The following is a 20,975-nucleotide window of genomic DNA, read 5'->3' as shown; positions in this document are numbered from 1 at the left end:
GCCACAGGGGCGTGACACATTCAAGGGAATTGAAGGTTGATATGACTGCAGGCGCACTTCTTCTTCCGGTTGGAATGAAGAAGTGCGCCGCAAGGATTGGCGATGTCGAACTCAGAGGGCCATCATCATTCGGCTGCCATTGCCCTTGCCTCGTGCACCACCGGCTCCTCCACCTTCTTTCCGCCCATCAGGCGGCCGAGGAAGTTTCCGAAGCGGTCCATCTCGACGAAGATGACCGGGGTGATGAACAGTGTCAGCATCTGCGAGACGATCAGGCCGCCGACGACGGCGATGCCGAGCGGCTGGCGCAGCTCCGAGCTTGCGCCGGTGCCGAGCGCGATCGGCAGGGCGCCGAGCAGGGCGCAGAAGGTCGTCATCATGATCGGCCGGAAGCGCCGCACGCAGGCCTCGTGGATTGCCACTGTGGCCTTTTCGCCTGTTGTGCGCATGGTCTCCACCGCCACGTCGATCATCATGATCGCGTTCTTCTTGACGATGCCGATCAGCATCAGCAGGCCGATCAGGGCGATGATCGACAGATCGAAGCCCATGATCTTCAACGCCAGCAGCGCGCCGAAGGCCGCGGCCGGCAGGCCGGAGAGGATGGTGAGCGGATGGATGAAGCTCTCGTAGAGCACGCCGAGCACGACATAGATGGTCAGCACCGCCGCCAGGATCAGATAGGGCGTATTGCCCTGCGACTGCTGGAAGATTTCAGCCGTGCCGCCATAGGAGGTGAAGACGTCGGCCGGCACGCTGATATCCTTCTTGATCTGCTCGACCGCCGCTGTCGCGTCGCTGAGCGAGACGCCTTCCGGCAGGTTGAAGGAAACCGTGGTCGAGACGAGCTGGCCCGTCTGGTTGATGGTCACCGGGCCGGTGGTGCGTTGCACATGCGCGAAGTTCGACAGCGGCACCAGGCTGCCATTGGCGGAGGCGACCCGGATTTCCGACAGTTTCTGGTCGTCCCAGGGTTTGCTGGTGTCATATTCGACGATGACGTCATAGCTGTCGCCGGTCGACTGGATTTCGGCGGCCGCATAGCCGCTGAAGGATTCCTGCAGCGTCGTGCGCAGCGTGTCGTTGTCGATGCCGTAGGCGGCCGCCCGCTCGGTGTCGATGACGATATTGGCCTGCAGGGCGTTGTTCTGGGCGTCCGAGGTCACATCCGTGAACAGGCCGCGGTCGCCACGCATCGCCGCCTGGATCTTGCCGGCCCAGAGGTTGGTCTGGTCGGCGCTGAGCGCCTGCACCACCAGCTGGTACTGGCTAGCGGTCTGGCGGCCGCCGAAGCGCAGGCTCTGGTTCGGCGTCACGAAGGCCTGCAATCCGGGGATCTTGTTGATCGCCGTGCGCAGCTCGCGCAGCGTCTGGTCGAGCGGCGGACGCTCCTTCTTGTCCTTGAGCTCGACGAACATCGAGCCGTTATTCTGCGGTTTGTTCGGGTTGCCGCCGATCGTCGACATCACGTGGTTGACTGCCGGGTTTGCCTTGACGGCGGCTGCCGCCTGCTGCTGCAGCGCTTCCATGGCGGTATAGGAAATATCCTGGCGCGCCTGCGTGCTGATCGTCAGGCGGCCGATATCCTCCTGCGGGAAGAAACTCGTCGGCAGCGTCATGAAGAAATAGATCGTCAGCGCCACCGAGCCGAGGAAAACCCCGAGGATCGTCAGGCGATGGCGAAGGCACCAGCCGACCGCCCTGTCATAACCGTTGAGCGTCCGCTCGAAACCCGCATCGAAGATGCGGATGAGAAGCGGCGGCCGGCTGTGGTTATTGGAGAGACGCGAGCCGAGCATCGGCGTCACGGTCAGCGAGACGATCGCCGACGAGATGATGGCGATGGCGACCACCATGCCGAATTCGTTGAATACGCGGCCGACGACGCCGCCCATCAGCAGGATCGGGATGAAGACCGCGATCAGCGAAACCGACATGGAAATGATGGTGTAGCTGACTTCGCCGGCACCCTTGATCGCCGCCTCCCGCACCGGCATGCCTTCTTCGACATGGCGCAGGATATTTTCGAGCATGACGATCGCGTCGTCGACCACCAGCCCCACCGCGAGCGTCAGCCCCAATAGCGAGATGTTGTCGATGCTGTAGCCGAGCACATACATCATGCCGAAGGTCGAAATCAGCGACAGCGGAACGGCAAGTCCCGGAATGATCGTTGCCGTGGCATGGCCGGTAAAGAGGTAGATGACGAGAACGACGAGGCCGATCGTCAGGAACAGCGTGAACTTCACGTCGGCGATGGCGGCGCGGATCGGTTTTGCCGCGTCGTTCATGACGACGGTGTTGACCGAGGGCGGGATTTCGGCGTGAAGCTGCGGCAGCTTGGCGTTGATCGCATCGACGACATCGACCGTGTTGGCATCCGGCTGACGCTGGATGGCGAGGATGATGCCGCGCTGGCCGTCATACCAGCTGCCGGTATACTGGTTCTCGACACTGTCCTGCACATCGGCGATATCGCCGAGATGGATCGGCGCGCCGTTGGGATTGGCGATCACAAGCGAGCGGAACTGTTCGGCATTGGTGCGCTGCGTGTTCGCCGTGATGGTCATGCTCTGCGAATTGTTCTGCAGCGTTCCCACCGGCTGCTGGCTGTTGGCCGCAGCCAGCGCCTTGTTGACGGTATCGATGCCGATGCCGCGGGTCAAAAGCTTGTTGGGATCGACCTCGACGCGCACGGCATAGGTCTGCGCGCCATAGACGCTCACCTGGGCAACGCCGGGCAGCGTGGACAGCGACGGCGAGATGATATCTTCGGCGATCTCGTCGAGCTTGCTGCGCGGCATGGTGTTGCTCTGTACCGAGAGCAGCATGACCGGCGCATCGGCCGGGTTGGTCTTGCGGTAGCTCGGCGGCGTCGTCAGATTGTCGGGCAGCTGCCTTGTCGCATGCGAGATCGCCGCCTGCACGTCGGCCGCAGCGGCGTCGATATCGCGGTTGAGGTCGAACTGCAGCACGATGCTGCTGCTGCCGAGCGAACTCGAGGCGCTGATTTCGCTGATGCCGGGAATGGTCTCGAACTGCTTGATCAGCGGTGTGGCGACCGAGGTCGCCATCGTCTGCGGCGAGGCGCCACTCAGCTGCGCCGAAACGTTGATTGTCGGAAAATCGACCTGCGGCAGTGCCGCGACCGGCACGAGCCGGTAACCGGCAAGACCGGCCAGAATGACGCCGATGGCAAGCAGCGTCGTGGCGACGGGGCGCTGGATACAGAAATTGGGGATCATTGCTGAGCTCCCACCGCGATCGTCTCGGACTGCTGCTGTTGCCGAGGCTCTTCGGCGGAGGCGACGTCAAGCGCCTTTTCATCGAACTGCTCGTTGATCGCCTGCTGGTCGCTGAGCTGGCCCTGACCCTCGACGACGACATGGTCGCCTTCCGACAGACCCGATTCGATGGCGGTGAAGCCGCCATTGGCGCGGGCAACGGTGACCGGCGTCAGACGCGATTTGCCGTCCTTGGCGACGAAGGCGAAGAAACCGTCCGGACCGGGGCTGACGGCAACCGTCGGCACCACCACCTGCTGTTCGCTATTGTTGAAATGCACGACGATGTTGACCGACTGGCCGGGCCAGAGCGCCCCGGAGGCATTCTCGAATTTCGCCTTGGCGAGGATCGTGCCCGAGGCGGTGTCGACCGTGTTGTCGTAGAAGCTGATCTCGCCCTTGCGGACCTGCCCCTTGGTGGAAGCGGGAACCGTGCTGACCTCGACCGGGCCGGCTGCGAGCGCGCTCTTCAGGGTGCGCAGGTAGCGCTCCTGCAGATGGAATTTTACATAGATCGGATCGTATTTGGCGATGGTGACGATGGCCGCGCCGGCGCTGAGGAAAGCGCCCTTGCTGATGGCGATATCGCCGAGCCGGCCGTCGAAGGGGGCGCGGATATCGGTGTTTTCGAGGATGATCTGATCGGAGGCGAGCGTCGCCTTGTCGGCGTCAACCGTGGCGGCGGCGGTATCGCGGGCAGCGACCGCCTGGTCGAGGCTCTGCTGGGTGCCGGCCTTCTGATCGAAAAGATCCTGGGCGCGCGTCAATGCGGTTTCGGATTCCGAAAGGGTGGCCGTGTCGCGCACGATCATCGCATTGTCTTTGTCGACCGCCGCCTTGGCCGTCCGGTCGTCCAGCTTGGCGATCAGGTCGCCGGCTTTGACGGTCGCCCCATCCTGCGCATGGATGCTGACGATCAGGCCCTGTTCCTGTGCGGCAATGGTCGTGTTGTCATCGGCATCGGCCCAGCCGGTCGCCGTCACATCCGTCGGCAGCGTCGTTTTCACCGCCGCGACTGTTTTGACGACGGTCGGGCCGCCGCCGCGCCTGCGCCCGCCGCTCTGATGTTGGCCACCGTTCTGCGCTTGATCGGCCTGCGCCTGATCGCCCTCTGCCGGCTGTCCGCCATTGCCGCCAACCGGCTGTTTGATGAACTGCGAGAGGTAGGGAATGCGGGAGGCATAAGGGATCAGATTCCCGAATTGCCAGACGCCGACGGCGGCAACTGCGATAACGCTGACAGTGATCCAAAATTTCTTCATGGGCGAGACCGGAGTGTTGAAGGGGTTTGCGATTTTATGCTCTGATTGAGCCGCTTCTATTGCGGCGCAAAAAAGACATAATTTCCCGGTCGCCATCACTAAGTGGTTATAACGGCTTAAATTTTTGTAATGAATATTCCGTAATATTCAAACTGTACTAATATAGGCCCAGTGTAGCCTGGTGCCCTTTGACGGCGGACGATGTCGGTCTGCGTGTAGTTCGTTGCCCCGGCGAAAAACACGGGAAAAACCCGAGAAAGCAGGTCGTCATGACCGAGTTGAACGCCAGCGAATTTCGCTCTCTCATCATAAGCGTGTTTCCTGAACTCACGGCCTCTGTCTTCAAGCTGGCGGCGAAGGGCTGGGATTCGCTTGCCGTCGACGTCGATGACACGCTGATCTTCAAATTTCCCCGCCATTCAGGCGCGGAAAGAGCGCTTGTGAAGGAAGCCGCCTTGCTCGACATCATCAGGCCGGCGCTGTCGATGGCGGTTCCCGACATGCGCATTCACGACGGACCGCCGATCTTCTCCAGCCATGCCAAGATCGACGGCGAACATCTCATTGCCGAAGATTACGGTGCGCTTGGCGAAGGCGATCGTCAGCACCTTGCCGACGATCTGGCGCGCTTTTACGCGGAGCTGCATGTGCTCGATGCCGATCGGATGCGCGCGGCCGGCGCTGGGCCGATCCAGCCCTGGCAATCGCCGGAGATGGTGCGGGCAAAGGCTTTGCCGCTGCTGCCGCCCGAGATCAGGCGCTTTGCCGAGGCTGTTATTTCAGATTTCGAAACCTTGCCGCCCGATCCCCACGGCAATATCTACGGCTTCTTCGACGGTCATGGCTGGAACATGGCCTTTAATCATGCGCAAGGCAGGCTCAACGGCATTTACGATTTCGCCGATTCGGGCTTCGGGCCGTTGCATCAGGAGTTCATCTATTCGAACTTCATCTCGCCCGATCTGACCGCCCGCATCATATCGGCCTATGAAATGCTGACCGGACGCAGGCTCGATCGGCGGCGCATCGCGATCCTGACCGGCTTCCATCGTTTGTCCGAGCTGGCTGAGCTTGCCGACGATCCGGCCCATGTCGGATCGATGGTCCAAAGCGCGGCAAGTTGGGCCGCTGTTGCGGCCCATGCCGGCTGAAACAGAGGTCAGACGGATCGCGCCGCGCCGCCATCGCAGCGGATCAGCGAGCCGGTGATGTAGCTGGCCGGCTGGCTGCACAGGAAGGCGGCCGTCGCGGCAAATTCCTCCACTCGGCCGTAGCGGCCGACCGGGATGCGCGCTTCCTTATCCGTGCGGATCTCTTCGAGGCTCTTGCCCGTCCGCTTTGCCGCCGCCCCGTCGAGATCGTCGAGCCGCGCCGTCAGGATGCTGCCCGGCAGGAGCAGATTGGTGGTGACGCCGAAGCCCGCCACTTCGGAGGCAAGCGTCTTGCTCCAGCCGGCCAGTGCCGGGCGCAGCGTATTCGACAGCGCCAGATTGGCGATCGGTTCGATCACGCCTGAGGAGGCGACCGTCAGAATGCGGCCCCAGCCCTGCGCCTTCATGCCGGGCAGCAGGGCATTGGTCAGCGTGATGACGCGGGCGACCATGGAGAGGAAATAGGTCTCGAGCTTTTCACCCGTCATCTCCTCGGTCGTGCCGGGCGTCGGCCCGCCGGTATTGTTGACGAGGATATCGAGCCCGCCGAACTTCTCCTTCACCGCCGTCGTCACCGTCTCGACGAAGCGTTCATCTCCGAGGTCTGCCCAGATCCAGTCGGCCCGGCCTTTGCCCTCGCTGTTGATCACCTTGCAATTGGCCTCCAGCTGCTCGCCGCTGCGCCCGCAAAGCAGCACGTTGGCGCCTTCGCGCGCCAGCGCCGTGGCGATGCCGAGGCCGAGGCCACGTGAGGAGGCGAGGACGAGCGCCCGTTTGCCTTCGATGCCGAGATCCATGATTGTCCTCCTGAACAGGAGGATTTTAGGCCGAGTCGGCCTAAAATCTGAATCCTGTTCTACATTATAGAGTTAGAGCATGATGCCGAAAACCGCGCACACTTTTCGGCATCATGCTCGATATCTTCGAGCGATGTATAAGGCGTACGCAGCGGAAAAGGAAAGAGAGCGGGACCGTTTCGGCGGCGTTTGCTGATTGACGTTGACGTAAGCGTTATATAATTCTGGCGTACACGGCATATCATTGTGCGAATTGAAGATTGGCTGTCGTATCCCGGCTCGACAATGCTTTCTCGTTTTGACAAGAAAGTGCCTGAGAGGGATGACGGCTGCGCGCCGCCAAGCGGAGACGAGTGAATGACCGAGACGACTGAGTTGCCTGAACGCGAGAGCATGGAATTCGACGTTGTGATCGTCGGCGGTGGTCCGGCGGGTCTTTCAGCGGCGATCCGGCTGAAGCAGGTCAATCCGGAACTGTCGGTCGTCGTGCTGGAGAAGGGGGCTGAGGTCGGCGCCCATATTCTCTCCGGCGCCGTCGTCGATCCGATCGGCATCGACCGGCTGCTGCCCGGTTGGCGCGAGGATGGCGATCATCCCTTCAAGACCGAGGTGACGGCAGATCACTTCCTGGTGCTCGGCCCGGCCGGCTCCATCCGCCTGCCGAATTTTTTGATGCCGCCGCTGATGAACAATCACGGCAACTACATCGTATCGCTTGGGCTTGTCTGTCGCTGGCTGGCCGGCAAGGCCGAAGAGCTCGGCGTCGAGATCTATCCAGGCTTTGCCGCAACCGAAGTGCTCTATGATGATGCGGGTGCGGTCATCGGCGTCGCCACCGGCGACATGGGCATCGAGAGGAATGGCGAGCCCGGCCCGAACTATACCCGCGGCATGGAACTGCTCGGCAAATATGTGCTGATCGGCGAAGGCGTGCGCGGCTCGCTCGCCAAGCAGCTGATCGCCAAGTTCGATCTGCAGAAGGACCGCGAACCCCAAAAGTTCGGCATCGGCATCAAGGAGCTCTGGCAGGTCAAGCCGGAGAACCACAAGCCGGGCCTGGTGCAGCACTCCTTCGGCTGGCCGCTGGGGATGAAGACCGGCGGCGGTTCCTTCCTCTATCATCTCGAAGACAATCTGGTGGCGGTCGGCTTCGTCGTCCACCTGAATTACAAGAACCCCTATCTCTATCCCTTCGAGGAGTTCCAGCGCTTCAAGACGCATCCTGCCATTCGAGGCACCTTCGAGGGCGGCAAGCGGCTGTCCTATGGCGCCCGGGCCATCACCGAGGGCGGCTACCAGTCGGTGCCGAAGCTTTCCTTCCCCGGCGGGGCGCTGATCGGCTGTTCGGCCGGTCTCGTCAACGTTCCCCGTATCAAGGGCAGCCACAATGCGGTGCTGTCGGGCATGCTGGCGGCCGAGAAGATCGCCGCCGCCATCGAGGCCGGCCGCAGCCATGACGAGGTGGTCGAGATCGAGAATGAATGGCGCCATGGCGACATCGGCAAGGATCTCAAGCGGGTCAGGAACGTCAAGCCGCTCTGGTCGAAGTTCGGCACGGCGCTCGGCGTGGCGCTCGGCGGTCTCGACATGTGGACCAACACCCTGTTCGGCTTCTCCTTCTTCGGCACGCTGGGTCACGGCAAGACCGATGCGCAGTCGCTGGAGCCGGCCTCGCAGCACAAGCCGATCGCTTATCCGAAGCCGGATGGCGTTTTGACCTTCGACCGCCTGTCCTCGGTGTTCCTGTCGAACACCAATCACGAGGAGGACCAGCCGGTGCATCTGCAGGTCAAGGACATGGGCCTGCAGAAGCGTTCGGAGCACGACATCTATGCCGGCCCGTCGACGCGCTACTGTCCGGCCGGGGTCTACGAATGGGTGGAGAAGGACGGTCAGGACACCTTCGTCATCAACGCCCAGAACTGCGTGCACTGCAAGACCTGCGACATCAAGGACCCGAACCAGAACATCAACTGGGTGCCGCCGCAGGGCGGTGAGGGGCCGGTCTATCCGAACATGTGAGATCGGATTATCTCCGCCGCCGACAATTTTTGCGTGCTGACGCCTTCGTGATCGCTTGCAGCGGGCCGCCGTTAGCCGTTCGTTAACCATAAATTCCTTAGCTTGCGACATCATGTTGACGCACTAAGGACACATTCATGACGATCTCCCGACGGAGCTTCCTGATCGCTCTGCCGCTGTTTGTCGCCGGCTGCTCTTCGACCGGCCTGAACAGCCAGACGAATTATGCCGCACTTCCGGATGAAAAATTCCCCTTGAAGCAGGTGCCGATCGACAAGATCAAGCCGGAGCTTCGCCGTCAGGAAGTGGCCTATGAAACCACCCATGCAGCGGGCACGATCGTCGTCGATACCCCGGCACGGCGCGCCTACTATGTCCTCGGTGACGGCAGGGCAGTGCGCTACGGCGTCGGCGTCGGCCGCGAGGGGCTGGCCTTTGCCGGCAACGCCTATATCGGCCGCAAGGCCGAGTGGCCGAGCTGGACGCCCACCGAAAACATGCAGCGCCGCGAAGAGCGTTATCGCAAGCTCGCCGGCGGTATGCCGGGCGGCCCGAACAACCCGCTTGGCGCACGGGCGATGTATCTCTATCGCGGCGGCGGCGACACGCATTTCCGCATTCATGGCACCAACCAGCCGCAATCGATCGGACTTGCCATGTCGAGCGGCTGCATCCGCATGATGAACCACGACGTGATCGATCTCTATAGCCGCGTCGAAGTCGGCGCCAGGGTCGTCGTCATCCAGGCTTGAGCCGGTAAAATCACGTTCATTGAAAAAGCCGCCGCAGCGATGGCTACGGCGGCTTTCGACTTTTGTCGGCCTGGGCTGGCGGTCAGCGGCGCCGGGCGGCGATCCCCGTGGAAAGTGCCACGCCGATGCCGGTGATCACGGCGGCGCTGATTTCCGTCAGGCCGACCGCCTCGCCAAGCAGCAAGCCGCCGCCGAGCGTTGCCAGCACCGGTGTCAGTGCCGTGAAGGCGGCTGCCTGTGTTCCGCCGAGCGTTCTGACGGCGGTGCCGTAGGCGAGCATGGCGACGAGACCGGAAAGAACGCCCTGGCTCAGCACCTGCAGGCCGATTTCCGGCAGAGGCGCCTGCGGCAGCGAGATGCCGAAGATGAGGGCAAGCGCGCCCATGATCAGGAAGGACCAGACGGCGATCAGCGCGCTCGCCTGCACGGCCGTCAGGCCCGAGCGGCGGAAGGCATGCGTATAGCTCGCCCACAGAACGGCGCCGGCCGGCAGCAGCAGGAAGCTCGTCCATGGCAGCGAGGCGTCCGCAAGGCTGTGGGTGAGCAGGATCAGCACGCCGGCGACGATCGCGACGAGCCCGGCGATGCGGGTGGTATCAGGTCTTTCGCCAAACAGCGCAATGCCGATCAGCGCCGCAGCGAGCGGCATCGAGCCGCCGAGCAGAATGCCTGAGGAGGCGGCCGGCGTCGAATGGATTGCCAGCGTGGTCAGCAGGAAGAAGACGGCGCCCGAGCCGGACACCATGATCGCCAGCAGATGCAGCGGCACGGCCTTCGGCAGCAATCCGGTCTTCAGCCAGACCGGCGCAAGCACCAGCGCCGGAATGCCGAAGCGGATCAGCCCGATATCGATCGAGCCGAGCGGCGTTGCCGCACTATGGCGGGTGACGAGAAACCATGTCGCCCAGATCAGCACGGTCACAGTGCCGCCGGCATAACCCAGTGCCTGCGATGGCGACTTGTCGTTCGTAAATGCAATGGTGCTCATCGTCCTGTCCCTTCCTTCATCCGGAGCCTTCCGGTCGAGGAAAAGATTAGATCAGGAGGGCAGGGCATGTCCTTGCTATCTCTGGCTCAAAAAACATGATATGCGCAATCTTCTGCCAATTGGTGCCGACGGGAATCGCGAAAATGCCAAATCTCGATAAATTCGATATTGCCATCCTGAAGTGCCTGCAGGAGGATGCGCGGGCCACCAATGTCGAAATCGCCGAGAAGGTGAACCTCTCGCCGTCGCCCTGCCTGCGCCGCATCCGCAATCTCGAACGCTCCGGCGTCATCCGCGGCTATACGGCCGATATCGACCGCAAGGAAGTCGGTCTCGGCCTGACCGTCTTCGTCGAATTCAAGGTCGTCCATCACAGCCGCGAGAATTCCGAGGCGCAGCAGAAGGCGCTGCTCGCCATCCCGGAGATCGTTTCCTGCTTCCTGATTTCGGGCACCGCCGACTTCCTCGCCGAAGTGGTGGTGGAGGACCTCGCCGCCTATGAGCGGCTTCTGACGGAGACGCTGTTGACCCTGCCGAATGTCAGCGACATCCGCTCGAATTTCGCCATCCGCAGCATCAAGACGCATGGGCCGCTGAAGCTGCCCGAGGGAAGATGATTTCTCGGTCCGGTGCCCGGAGCCCGCCCCTCATCCGCCTGCCGGCACCTTCTCCCCGTAAAACGGGAACAAGGGGATATGCCGCGACCTCTCCGTCCCTCGCATCCCTCTGGCAAGGCACGTTCCCTCTCCCCGTTCTTACGGGGAGAGGGTTAGGCTGAGGGGCAGCTTTTTGCCCTACAGCAGCGTCCCGCTGAGGATGAGCAGCGCCACCGAGAAGTAGATGACGAGCCCGGTGACGTCGACCAGCGTGGCGACGAAGGGGGCTGAGGCGCTGGCCGGGTCGAGCCGGAGCTTCTGCAGCAGGAAGGGCAGCATCGAGCCGCAGATCGAGCCGAAGGTGACGATCCCGATCAGGGCGGCAAACACCGTGACGGCGACCATCTGCCAGTGCGGGCCGTAGTCGTAGAGGCCGGCCGACTGCCAGAAGACGATGCGGATGAAGCCGACGAGCCCGAGGATCGCGCCGAGCACGATGCCGGTCGGCAGTTCGCGCAGGAGCACCTTCCACCAGTCCGAAAGCTTCAGCTCGCCGAGCGCCAGGGCCCGGATGATCAGCGAAGTTGCCTGCGAACCGGAATTGCCGCCCGAGCTCATGATCAGCGGGATGAACAGCGTCAGCACCACGGCCTTCTCAAGCTCGCCTTCGAAATGCTGCATGGCGCTTGCCGTCAGCATTTCGCCGAGGAAGAGTGCGGCGAGCCAGCCGGCGCGCTTGCGGATCATGCCGGCAAAGCCGATCTTCATATAGGGCTGGCCGAGCGCCTCCATGCCGCCGAACCTCTGGGCGGCTTCCGTCGTGTCTGAGATCATCGTGTCGATCACGTCGTCGACGGTGACGATGCCGAGCACCTGCCCATGGTCGTCGGTGACCGGCAAAGCGAGCAGGTCGTGCTTGCGGATCAGCCGGGCGACATCCTCCTGCTTCATCAGCGGATCCGCCGAAACCGGCGTGCCCTTCTGCGCCACCGAGAGGATGGAAGCATCCGGCTCGCCGGTGATGAGGCGGCGCAGCGTCACCACATGCATCAGCGCATGGCTCACCTCGTCGAGCACATAGATGGCGTAGACGGTCTCGCGCGAGCGTTCGACCTGGCGCACATGGTCGAGCGTCTGGGCGACGGTCCAGCTGTCGGGCACGCTGACGAATTCCGTCGTCATGATGCCGCCGGCCGTGCGCGGCGGATAGCCCATCAGGTGCTGGATCGCGATGCGCACCGGCTCGTCGAGGCTGGCGAACAGCCGGCCGCGGGTCTCCCCGTCGAGTTCGAGCAGCACGTCGGCGACACGGTCGTTGGACATGCCATGCAGCAGCCGTGCGGCATCCTCGGCACTGATCAGCGCCAGGATCTGCGCGGCGTTGCGAAGCTCCGGCCGGTCGAGGATGTTGACGGCGTAGTCGAGCGGCATGCCTGATAGCACGCGGCCGGCATCCTGGACGGTGAGCGCGTTCAACGCATCGACGCGTTCGGCGATCGTTGCGCCGCGGCTGTTGTTGATGAAGGCACGGGCGGCATGGCCTGCCCGAAGAGGGAAGCGATTGATATTCATGTGAGGCTCGCCTTTCCGTCGATCCGCCGTAGCGTCCCGAACGGGCGAGCCGACAGGAGTCGGTCAGCGCACGAGGGCCGCGTACGGCAAAGGCAATCGACTGCTACTGTCGCTTGGCATCGTTAAGATGGCTCCGTTGAAATCCGTGGAAGACGAGTGCCGTCCACGTGAGTGCTAGGTGGTCCCGAACGAAAAAAAAGTCAAGCGGGGTCAATGCTTAACGCCAGAATGTCGCACCCCCGCGCATTGCGGGCGGGGATGCTTTACGCGGCCTGCGTGCTCCGGCTGCGGCGCTCAAGCCGCACGGAGGCTGCGAAGACGAAGAGGCCGAGGAAAGACAGCGCCGCGCCGACATAACCGGTCGCCGCAAAACCGTAGCCCCAGGCGATGACGAGACCGCCGAGCCAGGCGCCGATCGCATTGGCGATGTTGAAGGCGGAATGGTTGGAAGCGGCCGCAAGCGTCTGCGCATCGGCGGCGACATCCATCAGCCGGGTCTGCAGCGCTGGGCCGGCGGCGAAACCGCAGCCGACCAGGAAGACCGAGAGGCCGAGCATATAGGGATTGGCGGCGGTCAGCGAGAAGGTGGTCAGCACGGCGATATTATAGACGAGCGAGCCGCCGATCGTGCCGAGCAGCGATTTGTCGGCGAGCCAGGAACCGATGAAGTTGCCGGCATTCATGCCGACGCCGAACAGCACCAGCATGATCGGAACGGCCGTTTCCGGCAGCATCGCCACCTGCGTGGTCGTCGAGGCGATATAGCTGAACATCGCGAACATGCCGCCGTAGCCGACGGCGGCGATGCCGAGCGTCAGCCACACCTGCGGCCGGCGGAAGGCGCCGAGTTCGCGCAGGAAGCTGGCCTCTTCGGAAACCCTGTCCTTGGGAACGTAGAACCAGATCAGCGCCACCGTCAGCAGGCCGACGATGCCGACCGACCAGAACGCCACCTGCCAGTCGAGCGATTGGCCAAAAAACGTCGTCAGCGGCGTGCCGAGAAGAGTCGCGACGGTGAGGCCGAGCATGACGCGGCCGACGGCACGGGCGCGGCGATGTATCGGCACCATCGAGGCGGCGACCAGGGCGGCGACACCGAAATAGGCGCCGTGCGGCAGTCCGGTCACGAAGCGCAGGAATGTGAAGGATTCGAAAGTCGGCGCCATGGCGCTTGATATATTGCCGACGGCAAAGACCAGCATCAGCGTCAGGAGCAGCGTGCGGCGCGCCATCTTGGCGGCGAGCACGGCAATGACGGGCGCCCCGACGACGACGCCGAGCGCATAGGCGCTGATGACATAGCCGGCCTGCGGCGTCGTCACCGAGAAGGTGTCGGCGACATTCGGCAAGAGCCCCATGATCGCAAATTCACCGGTGCCGATGCCGAAGCCACCGCAGGCGAGCGCCAGCTGGACCAGCGCCACTGTCGTTGCCGACGGCAGCCCTTCATCCCGGCTATCGATGGAATCATTGATGGCGATCTCACTCATGAGAGCTCCTCGGGACGGTTTTTGCTTGGCAACGGCCTCTGGCGCAAGCGCGGCCGCGAGGCGATCGTGGTCTATGGCGGGAGGTGGAGACGATCTCTCCGATATCTGATCTATCCGTGATATACCCGCAGGCGTCGAGTGCATTTTTCGCAGTGCAGCGTCCTGCTATGTGCATATGTCCGTTGCAATATTTGCATTTCCGATATCCTTGCGAAAAGGCGAATGCGCTTGAAATCGCCAATGCCGCAACCATCTCAGGGCAAAGGCAGGACCATTTCCGCGCCAGGGACGGGAGCCCTCATGAAGCTTGTAGGCTTTTTCAATCGCGACGGCGGCACCTTCAGGACCACCGACATGCTGGCCTACGAAAAGAGGGCGGAGGAGGCGTTCCGCGACGCGGGGCACGATTTCGACGCTATCGTCTTCTCCGGAAAAGAGATCATTCCCGCCATGGAGCGGGCGGCCAAGCGCGACGATATCGACGGTATCGTCGCCGGCGGCGGCGACGGCACGATTTCGGCGGCGGCGTCGATCGCCTGGAAAAACGGGATTGCCCTTGGCGTCGTACCCGCCGGCACAATGAACCTCTTTGCCCGCTCGTTGCGCGTGCCGCTCGATATCTGGCAGGCGCTCGATGTGCTTGCATCAGGCGAGATCGACAATGTCGATATCGCCAGCGCCAACGGCCGGCCGTTCATCCACCAGTTTTCCGCCGGCTTGCATGCCCGCATGGTGCGCTACCGCAACGCCTACAGCTATCGATCGCGGCTCGGCAAGATCCGGGCGAGCACAAAGGCAGCCTTGGGCGTCATCTTCAACCCGCCGGAATTCGAGGTCGAATTCGAGGCGGCCGGCATGCGCGAGCGCCGCCGGGTTTCGGCGATCTCCGTCTCCAACAATCCCTTCGGCGAGAACGCGCTGCTTTACGCCGACAATCTGAGAAGCGGCGAACTCGGCTTCTATACGGCAAATCCGCTGAAACCCATCGGCGTCGCCCGCCTCGCCATCGACATGCTGCGCGGCAAGGTCCGCGAAAATGCCGACGTCATGGTGATGCATCCGGCCGAAGTGCACCTGCATTTCCCGAAACTGCGCTCCAAGGCCAATTGCGTGATGGACGGCGAGCTGCTGCCGCTCCAGCGCGACGTCTCGATCCGGCTGCATCCGGGCGAATTGAAGGTTCTCGTCAAGCAGGGCCTTGCCGCCCAGGTCGATGCGGCCGAACGCCGCGAGCCGGCTGTGTGAGTCGGCTGCGGCGTAAGCTTCAGAGCCGCGGCAGATAAGTGCGATAGTCGAAATCCGAAACCGCGCGCAGATGCGCAAGCGCTTCCTTGCGCTTGGTATCGCCATAAAGCGCCTGATAGCGTGGGCCGAAGATATCGGCGATGAAGGGCGAGGTGCGGAAGGTCTCGACCGCACTCAGGAAATCATGCGTCAGCCGCACCGTATTCGCAGGCGTAAATGAGGGCGTCGTTTCTTCGCCGGGGTCGAGTTCGCCGTCGAGACCGCGGAGCATGCCGCCGAGGATCGCCGCAAGCAGCAGATAGGGGTTGGCATCGGCGCCGGCGACGCGGTGCTCGATGCGGGCGGCCGGCCCGTCCTTGTCGGGTATGCGGATCGCCGTGCCGCGATGGCCGCTGCCCCAGGTCAGATCGACCGGTGCGAACGAGCCCGGCTGGAAGCGGCGGTAGGAATTGGCGAAGGGGGCAAAGACAAGCTGCGCCTCGCGCATCGTCGCAAGCAGGCCGGCCGCGACCGATTTCAGCAGTTTCGGCTCACCGCCCTTGGCATCGAGAATGTTGCGGCCTTCGCCGTCGATGATGCTCGCATGCACATGCAGGCCGGAGCCGGCATGATCGGAATAGGGCTTGGCCATGCACGTCGATTTCAGCCCGTGGCGGCGCGCCGCCTGCTCGGCGATGCGCTTGAGGTAGAGGCAATCGTCGGCGGCAGCCAGCGCATCGGGGCGGTGCAGCAGATTGACCTCGAACTGGCCCGGGCCGAACTCCGCCGTCGTCGCATCCGCCGGCAGTCCCTGCGCCTTCGCATAGGCCCTCAGCGTCCCGAGATAGCCGTCGAGCGCATCGACGGCGCTCATGTCATAGAGCTGAAAACCGTTCGGTTCGCCGCGATAGGTAAGGCTTTCGGGCGGGGAAGGCCGCCCGGTCTCGCGCCAGTCCCCCGACATCACGTAGAATTCCAGCTCGGTGGCGACCACAGGCGTCAGGCCGCGCGCCGCATAGCGCTCGACCACCGAAGCGAGGATGGCGCGCGGATCCATGAAGCTCGGGCTACCGTCGAATTCATGCATGGTGGCAAGCACCTGCATCGAGCCCTCGGGCGCCCAGGGCATCGGCGCCAGGCTGCGCCGGTCGGGGACGACCTTGCCGTCCGGATCGCCGATCGTCAGCGACAGGCCGGTAATGTCGTCATTGTCGTCGCCCCAGATGTCGAGCGACTGCGTCGATGTCGGCAGGCGAATGTCGCCGGCCCAGATCTTGCCTTCGGCGCCGGAAGGAAGCTGCTTGCCGCGCAGCTCGCCGTTCATGCCGACGATCAGGATTTCGAAACGCGGGTCGCCGCCCTCGGCCTTGCCGTCCATCCTGTCGCTCGCCATGACCTTGAAAATCCTCCGGGACAAGGCCAAGCTCCTATCCCATCGATAGCAGCCTTTCAATCCGCGAGGGTCCTCACCTTATGCCCGATACTTCCCCACCCTCGAACCTTGCCGCGATCGACGCCGCGCATCACCTGCATCCCTTTGCCGACATGAAGAAGCTGAATGCCGATGGCACGCGCATCATCCAACGCGGCGCGGGCGTCCATATCTTCGACAATCACGGTAGGAAATATCTCGACGGCTTCGCCGGCCTCTGGTGCGTCAATATCGGTTATGGCCGCCGGGAGATCACCGAGGCCGTCGCAAGGCAGATGAACGAGCTGCCCTATTACAACACCTTCTTCGGCACGAGTTCGGCGCCGGCGACGCTGCTGGCCCAGAAGGTCACCGCCCATGCCGGCGAGCGGTTCAATCATATCTTCTTCACCGGCTCCGGCTCGGAAGCGAACGACACCTGGTTCCGCATGGCCCGCGTTTACTGGAGCGCCGTCGGCAAACCGTCGAAGAAGATCGTGATCGCGCGAAAGAACGGTTATCACGGCTCGACCGTCGCCGGCGCCAGCCTCGGCGGCATGAAATACATGCATGAGCAGGGCGACCTGCCGATCCCTGGAATCGTCCATATCGGCCAGCCCTACTGGTACGGGGAGGGCGGAGATCTCTCACCCGATGAATTCGGCCTCAAGGTCGCCCGCGAGCTCGAAGCGAAGATCGACGAGTTGGGCGAGGAGAATGTCGCCGCCTTCGTCGCCGAGCCGGTGCAGGGCGCTGCCGGCGTCATCATTCCGCCGGAGAGCTACTGGCCGGAAATCGATCGCATCTGCAAGGCGCGCAATATCCTGCTGGTGACCGATGAGGTGATCTGCGGTTTCGGCCGGCTGGGCGCCTGGTTCGGCCATCAGCATTTCGGCGTCGAGCCCGATCTGGCGCCGATCGCCAAGGGGCTGTCCTCCGGCTACCTGCCGATCGGCGGCGTCCTCGTCAGCGACCGCATCGCCGACGTGCTGATCAACGAGGTCGGCGAGTTCAATCACGGCTTCACCTATTCCGGCCACCCGGTCTGCGCCGCCGCCGCCCTCGAAAATCTGCGCATCATCGAGGAGGAGAAACTGGTTGAACGCGTGCGCGACGATATCGGCCCCTATTTCGGCAAGGCCTGGGCGGCCCTTGCTGACCACGATCTGGTCGGCGAGGCCGTCAGCATCGGCTTGATGGGCGCCCTGCAGCTTGCCGCAGACAAGAGCACGCGCAGCCGTTATGAGAAGCCCGACCAGGTCGGGGCGCTGGTGCGCAACCATGCGCTGGCGAACGGCCTCGTCCTGCGCGCCACCGGCGACCGGATGCTCGCCTCGCCACCGCTCGTCATCAGCCATGCGGAGGTGGACGAGATGGCAAGGATCACCAGGCTGGCGCTGGATTTGGCTTGGAAGGAGCTGAAATCCTGATTTTGCTCAATTCGGCCGATTGACCCAGGCATAGCCGAATCGGTAGCGGTCGTCGCCGCGCTGATAGAAATAGGGCACGTCGATCACCAATGCCTCAGGTGCGGATGCGCCGAGATTGGCCTGCAGCCATTCAGCCATATCGGGCGGCAACGCTTCGCTTCCGCCCTTCGGCGGGATCAGCCACGCGAGGAGAAGCGGTCGCCGGTCGGCGATATTGGGGTGGAAGCCGGGATAATCGACGGAGAGGACAGGCACGCCGGGAATATCCTGCCTGAGATTGCCGGCAAGCAGGCTGTCTCCGGCAAGGATTGCCGCCGGCTCGGCCTGTTTGCGCAAGCTTTCCAGCATCGTGGCATAGGGCCTGTTCAATCGTTCGTAATGGCCGGTGAAGCGTGCGGCGGCGACACTGCCATAGAGGGCGGCCGGCACGCCGATCATGATGATGGCGACGGCGACCATGAAACGCCGGAACGCTTTGCCTGTCGCGACATCGGCGGCCTCGATCTTCAGGCAGAAATAGAGCGGCAGGATGAAGAGCATCGGCACCAGCCAGCGGTCCTTGATGCCGGCCGCGCCGCCGAAGACGATCAGAAACAGAATGCCGGCGAGGAAGACGAGCATCATCCGCTCGATGAGCCGCGTCCATTGCGAGCCTGAGGTGAGCGCCGGACGAAGGCCCTTGCCGAAGACGATGGCGAAGACCGCCACCGTCAATCCGGCAAAGCTGATGGTGGCGAGAGCAAGCGAGCCGACACCCATGGCCACCTGCATGGGATAGCTGGCATCGCCGCTCGCGGTCATCTTCTCCAGCGTGCGGGCGGTGGCGAAATCGAGATTGTCTTTCAGCCAGAAAAGATGCGGCAGGACGATGACGAGCGCCACGACAGCCGTCAGCAGCAGCCGCCGGTCGAAGATCCGCTCCCGCAGGCGCGCATCCGCCAGCGCGGCAATCAGCGCTGCCGCCGGCAGGATCGCGAAATTATATTTGGCAAGCAGGCCGAAACCGATGCCGATGCCGGCGACCAGATAGGAGGCAGGGCTCGGCTGCTTCAGGCTGCGGATGAAGCCGTAGAAGAAGATGCTGGCCGAGAAGAACACGGCGACCGTATGGGTGAGGTCGCGCTGCATCTCGAAAGCCATCTGCGGGATCGTCAGCAGCCCGAGTGTTGATATCGCCACCAGCGCCTTGTCGCGCAGGAGAAGACGCGCGGTCAGGCCGTAGAGCAGGTAGGACATGAACAGCAGAAGGTTCTTCACGAGAGAAAGCGCGGCAAGCGAGACGCCGGTAAATTGGAAGACGGTATATTGCAGCCAGTTGTAGAAGGGCGGCTGCGGGCCGTAGCCGGCGGCAAGCCATTGCGAGCGGAAGGCCTGTTCTGCCTCATCGAGGTCGAGCGAATGCGAGGTCGCCAGCCGCACGCCGATCTGAAGCACGAAATAGGCAGCCAGCAGGACGAAAATCCAGCGAATGTCGCGGCTGTCGGTTTCGGTCATCTATCTGGTCCCCGGCCGAACCCAGGCGTAGCCGAGCGCGAAATTGTCACCCTGGCGGCCGAAATAATAGGGAAGCGACAGCGAGCCGATCTCCTGCGGCGCAATGCCCGCCGTTGCCAGTGCCGACGAAAACCGCTCCGGCATGACCGCATCCGCGGCCGTCGCCGTCTTCTTGCCGCGCCAGACGACCAGCACCGGTCCCTTCGCTTCGGTAAAGGCCGGAATGCCCGGTGCCGGAAAATCCGGGATCACCACGGGAACATCGGGAAATTGCAGCCGCATGTTTCCGCCGACATAGGTATCGGAGGCGATCACCAGCGCCGGCTTCCCTTGTCGCGTCATCTCGCGGGAAAGCCCCGCCATCGGCACGTTCGGCCTGGCGTAGACGCCGATCGTCCCGGCGCCGACGACACGCAGGCCGAGTGCGATCAGCACGCAGGCCATCAGCACCGGCAGCACCGGGCGGAGGCGACGCAGCCCGGCGGAAAGGTCGCTGCCGGCAGCCTGCATCTTCGCCAGGAAATAGATCGGCAGCACCAGCAGGAACGGGTCGAGCCAGCGCTCCCGCACGGTGGTGGAGCCGGTGAAGAGCACGATGAGAACGATGCCGGCAAGGCTTGCGAGCATCATCCGCTCCATCATCGCGGTCCAGCGGTTGCCGGCCGAAAGCATCAGGACAAAATCCCGGCGGAAGGTGGCGGCAAAGATGGCGACCGGCAGCGCCGCAAAGGCGATGATGGCGACGACAAAGGCGATGAGGCCTTTGCCGGCCCGCGCGATGCCGGCCGGTTCGTTGCCGGCCGCCATCTTCACCAGAGTATCGGAGGAGGCGAATGCGAGATTGTCCCGCAGCCAGATTGCGTGCGGCAGGATGATGACGAGCGCGACGGTGATCGCCGCCAGCATGCGCCAGTCGAACGCCCTGCGCCGCCATTCGGCATCCGGCAGGATGGCGATCAAGGCAGCGGCCGGCATCAGCGCGAAATTATATTTCGAGATCAGCCCGATGCCGGTTGCCAGCCCGAGCAGCAGATAGCTGCCGATATCCGGTCGATCGAGCGTGCGGAAAAAGCCGTAGAGAAACAGCGAACTGGCAAAGAGCAGTGCCGTTGTGTGGGTCAGATCCTGCTGGGCCATATAGGAGACCTGGGGCAGGGTGATCAGCGACAGCATGGCGACGGCGGCAAGTGCTTCGTCCTTCAGGACGCGCCGCCCGGCAAGGCCATAAAAGAGATAGGAGAGGAACAGCAGAATGTTCTTGGGAACGATCAGCGCGCCGATCGATATGCCGGTCACTGAAACGACGGCATATTGCATCCAGTTGTAGAAGGGCGGCTGCGGGCCGTAGCCCGCCAGCAGATATTGCGAGAAGAAAGATTGCTCCGCCTCGTCGAGCTCCAGCGAATGCGGAAGCGCGATGCGCAGCACGATGTTGAGCACGAAATAGGCCGCAAGCAGCAGGCCCGCGGTTTTGATCGTCCTCGTCGCGCGCTCCAGCATCG

The 20,975-nt window shown here is 63.2% G+C and carries 15 protein-coding genes; 6 read left to right on the top strand and 9 right to left on the bottom strand.

What is annotated here, in order from left to right:
- Positions 1 to 125: 125 nt before the first annotated feature.
- Both QMO80_RS06235 and QMO80_RS06230 read right to left on the bottom strand, forming a co-directional pair.
- Positions 126 to 3,245, bottom strand: coding sequence for an efflux RND transporter permease subunit (locus QMO80_RS06235; protein WP_283199297.1), 3,120 nt, complete (start codon positions 3,243 to 3,245; stop codon positions 126 to 128).
- Positions 3,242 to 4,546, bottom strand: a complete 1,305-nt coding sequence (locus QMO80_RS06230; RefSeq protein ID WP_283199296.1) for an efflux RND transporter periplasmic adaptor subunit — start codon at positions 4,544 to 4,546, stop codon at positions 3,242 to 3,244. The genes QMO80_RS06235 and QMO80_RS06230 overlap by 4 nt, the downstream gene beginning before the upstream one ends.
- 269 nt (positions 4,547 to 4,815) lie before the next feature.
- Here QMO80_RS06230 and QMO80_RS06225 point away from each other — a divergent pair, with 269 nt between their 5' ends.
- Complete coding sequence (locus QMO80_RS06225) at positions 4,816 to 5,697, top strand: phosphotransferase family protein (RefSeq protein ID WP_283199295.1); 882 nt, start codon at positions 4,816 to 4,818, stop codon at positions 5,695 to 5,697.
- 8 nt (positions 5,698 to 5,705) lie between these two features.
- Here QMO80_RS06225 and QMO80_RS06220 read toward each other — a convergent pair whose 3' ends face one another.
- Positions 5,706 to 6,494: an SDR family oxidoreductase gene (locus QMO80_RS06220; RefSeq protein WP_283199294.1), complete on the bottom strand. Its 789-nt coding sequence runs from the start codon at positions 6,492 to 6,494 to the stop codon at positions 5,706 to 5,708.
- 357 nt (positions 6,495 to 6,851) lie between these two features.
- Between QMO80_RS06220 and QMO80_RS06215 the strand changes: the two genes are divergently transcribed.
- Together QMO80_RS06215 and QMO80_RS06210 are read left to right on the top strand one after the other, a co-directional pair.
- Positions 6,852 to 8,516: an electron transfer flavoprotein-ubiquinone oxidoreductase gene (locus QMO80_RS06215; protein WP_283199293.1), complete on the top strand. Its 1,665-nt coding sequence runs from the start codon at positions 6,852 to 6,854 to the stop codon at positions 8,514 to 8,516.
- Positions 8,517 to 8,653: 137 nt separating this feature from the next.
- A complete protein-coding gene (locus tag QMO80_RS06210; RefSeq protein WP_283199292.1) occupies positions 8,654 to 9,268 on the top strand; it encodes a L,D-transpeptidase in 615 nt (204 codons plus the stop codon).
- A gap of 82 nt (positions 9,269 to 9,350) precedes the next feature.
- Here QMO80_RS06210 and QMO80_RS06205 read toward each other — a convergent pair whose 3' ends face one another.
- Complete coding sequence (locus QMO80_RS06205) at positions 9,351 to 10,256, bottom strand: DMT family transporter (RefSeq protein WP_283199291.1); 906 nt, start codon at positions 10,254 to 10,256, stop codon at positions 9,351 to 9,353.
- Between the two features lie 95 nt (positions 10,257 to 10,351).
- On the opposite strand from QMO80_RS06205, the gene QMO80_RS06200 reads away from it, so the two are divergent.
- A complete protein-coding gene (locus tag QMO80_RS06200) occupies positions 10,352 to 10,873 on the top strand; it encodes an Lrp/AsnC family transcriptional regulator (RefSeq protein WP_283199290.1) in 522 nt (173 codons plus the stop codon).
- A 177-nt stretch (positions 10,874 to 11,050) separates the two neighbouring features.
- Here the strand turns inward: QMO80_RS06200 and mgtE are convergent, their stop codons facing one another.
- A complete protein-coding gene (gene mgtE, locus QMO80_RS06195; RefSeq protein ID WP_283199289.1) occupies positions 11,051 to 12,424 on the bottom strand; it encodes a magnesium transporter in 1,374 nt (457 codons plus the stop codon).
- A gap of 263 nt (positions 12,425 to 12,687) precedes the next feature.
- Entirely contained in the window at positions 12,688 to 13,914 is a 1,227-nt protein-coding gene (locus tag QMO80_RS06190) for an MFS transporter (protein ID WP_283199288.1), read from the bottom strand.
- Positions 13,915 to 14,214: 300 nt separating this feature from the next.
- Here QMO80_RS06190 and QMO80_RS06185 point away from each other — a divergent pair, with 300 nt between their 5' ends.
- Complete coding sequence (locus tag QMO80_RS06185; protein ID WP_283199287.1) at positions 14,215 to 15,159, top strand: diacylglycerol kinase family protein; 945 nt, start codon at positions 14,215 to 14,217, stop codon at positions 15,157 to 15,159.
- 19 nt (positions 15,160 to 15,178) lie between these two features.
- On the opposite strand, the gene QMO80_RS06180 is transcribed toward QMO80_RS06185, so the two are convergent.
- Positions 15,179 to 16,531 carry a glutamine synthetase family protein gene (locus tag QMO80_RS06180; RefSeq protein ID WP_283200122.1) on the bottom strand — a complete coding sequence of 451 codons (1,353 nt, stop codon included), beginning with the start codon at positions 16,529 to 16,531 and terminating at the stop codon, positions 15,179 to 15,181.
- A gap of 80 nt (positions 16,532 to 16,611) precedes the next feature.
- On the opposite strand from QMO80_RS06180, the gene QMO80_RS06175 reads away from it, so the two are divergent.
- Complete coding sequence (locus QMO80_RS06175; protein WP_283199286.1) at positions 16,612 to 17,979, top strand: aspartate aminotransferase family protein; 1,368 nt, start codon at positions 16,612 to 16,614, stop codon at positions 17,977 to 17,979.
- A 6-nt stretch (positions 17,980 to 17,985) separates the two neighbouring features.
- Here QMO80_RS06175 and QMO80_RS06170 read toward each other — a convergent pair whose 3' ends face one another.
- Together QMO80_RS06170 and QMO80_RS06165 are read right to left on the bottom strand one after the other, a co-directional pair.
- Positions 17,986 to 19,473 carry a glycosyltransferase family 39 protein gene (locus QMO80_RS06170; protein ID WP_283199285.1) on the bottom strand — a complete coding sequence of 496 codons (1,488 nt, stop codon included), beginning with the start codon at positions 19,471 to 19,473 and terminating at the stop codon, positions 17,986 to 17,988.
- On the bottom strand, positions 19,474 to 20,973 hold the full coding sequence (locus QMO80_RS06165; RefSeq protein ID WP_283199284.1) for a glycosyltransferase family 39 protein: 1,500 nt from the start codon (positions 20,971 to 20,973) through the stop codon (positions 19,474 to 19,476).
- Between the last annotated feature and the right edge of the window lie 2 nt (positions 20,974 to 20,975).

Origin of the sequence: Rhizobium sp. BT03, assembly GCF_030053155.1 — a bacterium.
Lineage (GTDB): Bacteria > Pseudomonadota > Alphaproteobacteria > Rhizobiales > Rhizobiaceae > Rhizobium.
The sequence above is the reverse complement of the archived record's forward strand: the minus strand, read 5'-3'. Positions and strand labels throughout refer to the sequence as shown.

Coding starts and splice junctions, on each gene's coding strand:
- QMO80_RS06235 (WP_283199297.1), bottom strand. CDS start 3,245: ATGATCCCCAATTTCTGTATCCAGCGCCCCGTCGCCACGACGCTGCTT.
- QMO80_RS06210 (WP_283199292.1), top strand. CDS start 8,654: ATGACGATCTCCCGACGGAGCTTCCTGATCGCTCTGCCGCTGTTTGTC.
- QMO80_RS06180 (WP_283200122.1), bottom strand. CDS start 16,531: ATGGCGAGCGACAGGATGGACGGCAAGGCCGAGGGCGGCGACCCGCGT.
- QMO80_RS06190 (WP_283199288.1), bottom strand. CDS start 13,914: ATGAGTGAGATCGCCATCAATGATTCCATCGATAGCCGGGATGAAGGG.
- QMO80_RS06205 (WP_283199291.1), bottom strand. CDS start 10,256: ATGAGCACCATTGCATTTACGAACGACAAGTCGCCATCGCAGGCACTG.
- QMO80_RS06225 (WP_283199295.1), top strand. CDS start 4,816: ATGACCGAGTTGAACGCCAGCGAATTTCGCTCTCTCATCATAAGCGTG.
- QMO80_RS06200 (WP_283199290.1), top strand. CDS start 10,352: ATGATATGCGCAATCTTCTGCCAATTGGTGCCGACGGGAATCGCGAAA.
- QMO80_RS06220 (WP_283199294.1), bottom strand. CDS start 6,494: ATGGATCTCGGCATCGAAGGCAAACGGGCGCTCGTCCTCGCCTCCTCA.
- mgtE (WP_283199289.1), bottom strand. CDS start 12,424: ATGAATATCAATCGCTTCCCTCTTCGGGCAGGCCATGCCGCCCGTGCC.
- QMO80_RS06175 (WP_283199286.1), top strand. CDS start 16,612: ATGCCCGATACTTCCCCACCCTCGAACCTTGCCGCGATCGACGCCGCG.
- QMO80_RS06230 (WP_283199296.1), bottom strand. CDS start 4,546: ATGAAGAAATTTTGGATCACTGTCAGCGTTATCGCAGTTGCCGCCGTC.
- QMO80_RS06170 (WP_283199285.1), bottom strand. CDS start 19,473: ATGACCGAAACCGACAGCCGCGACATTCGCTGGATTTTCGTCCTGCTG.
- QMO80_RS06185 (WP_283199287.1), top strand. CDS start 14,215: ATGAAGCTTGTAGGCTTTTTCAATCGCGACGGCGGCACCTTCAGGACC.
- QMO80_RS06165 (WP_283199284.1), bottom strand. CDS start 20,973: ATGCTGGAGCGCGCGACGAGGACGATCAAAACCGCGGGCCTGCTGCTT.
- QMO80_RS06215 (WP_283199293.1), top strand. CDS start 6,852: ATGACCGAGACGACTGAGTTGCCTGAACGCGAGAGCATGGAATTCGAC.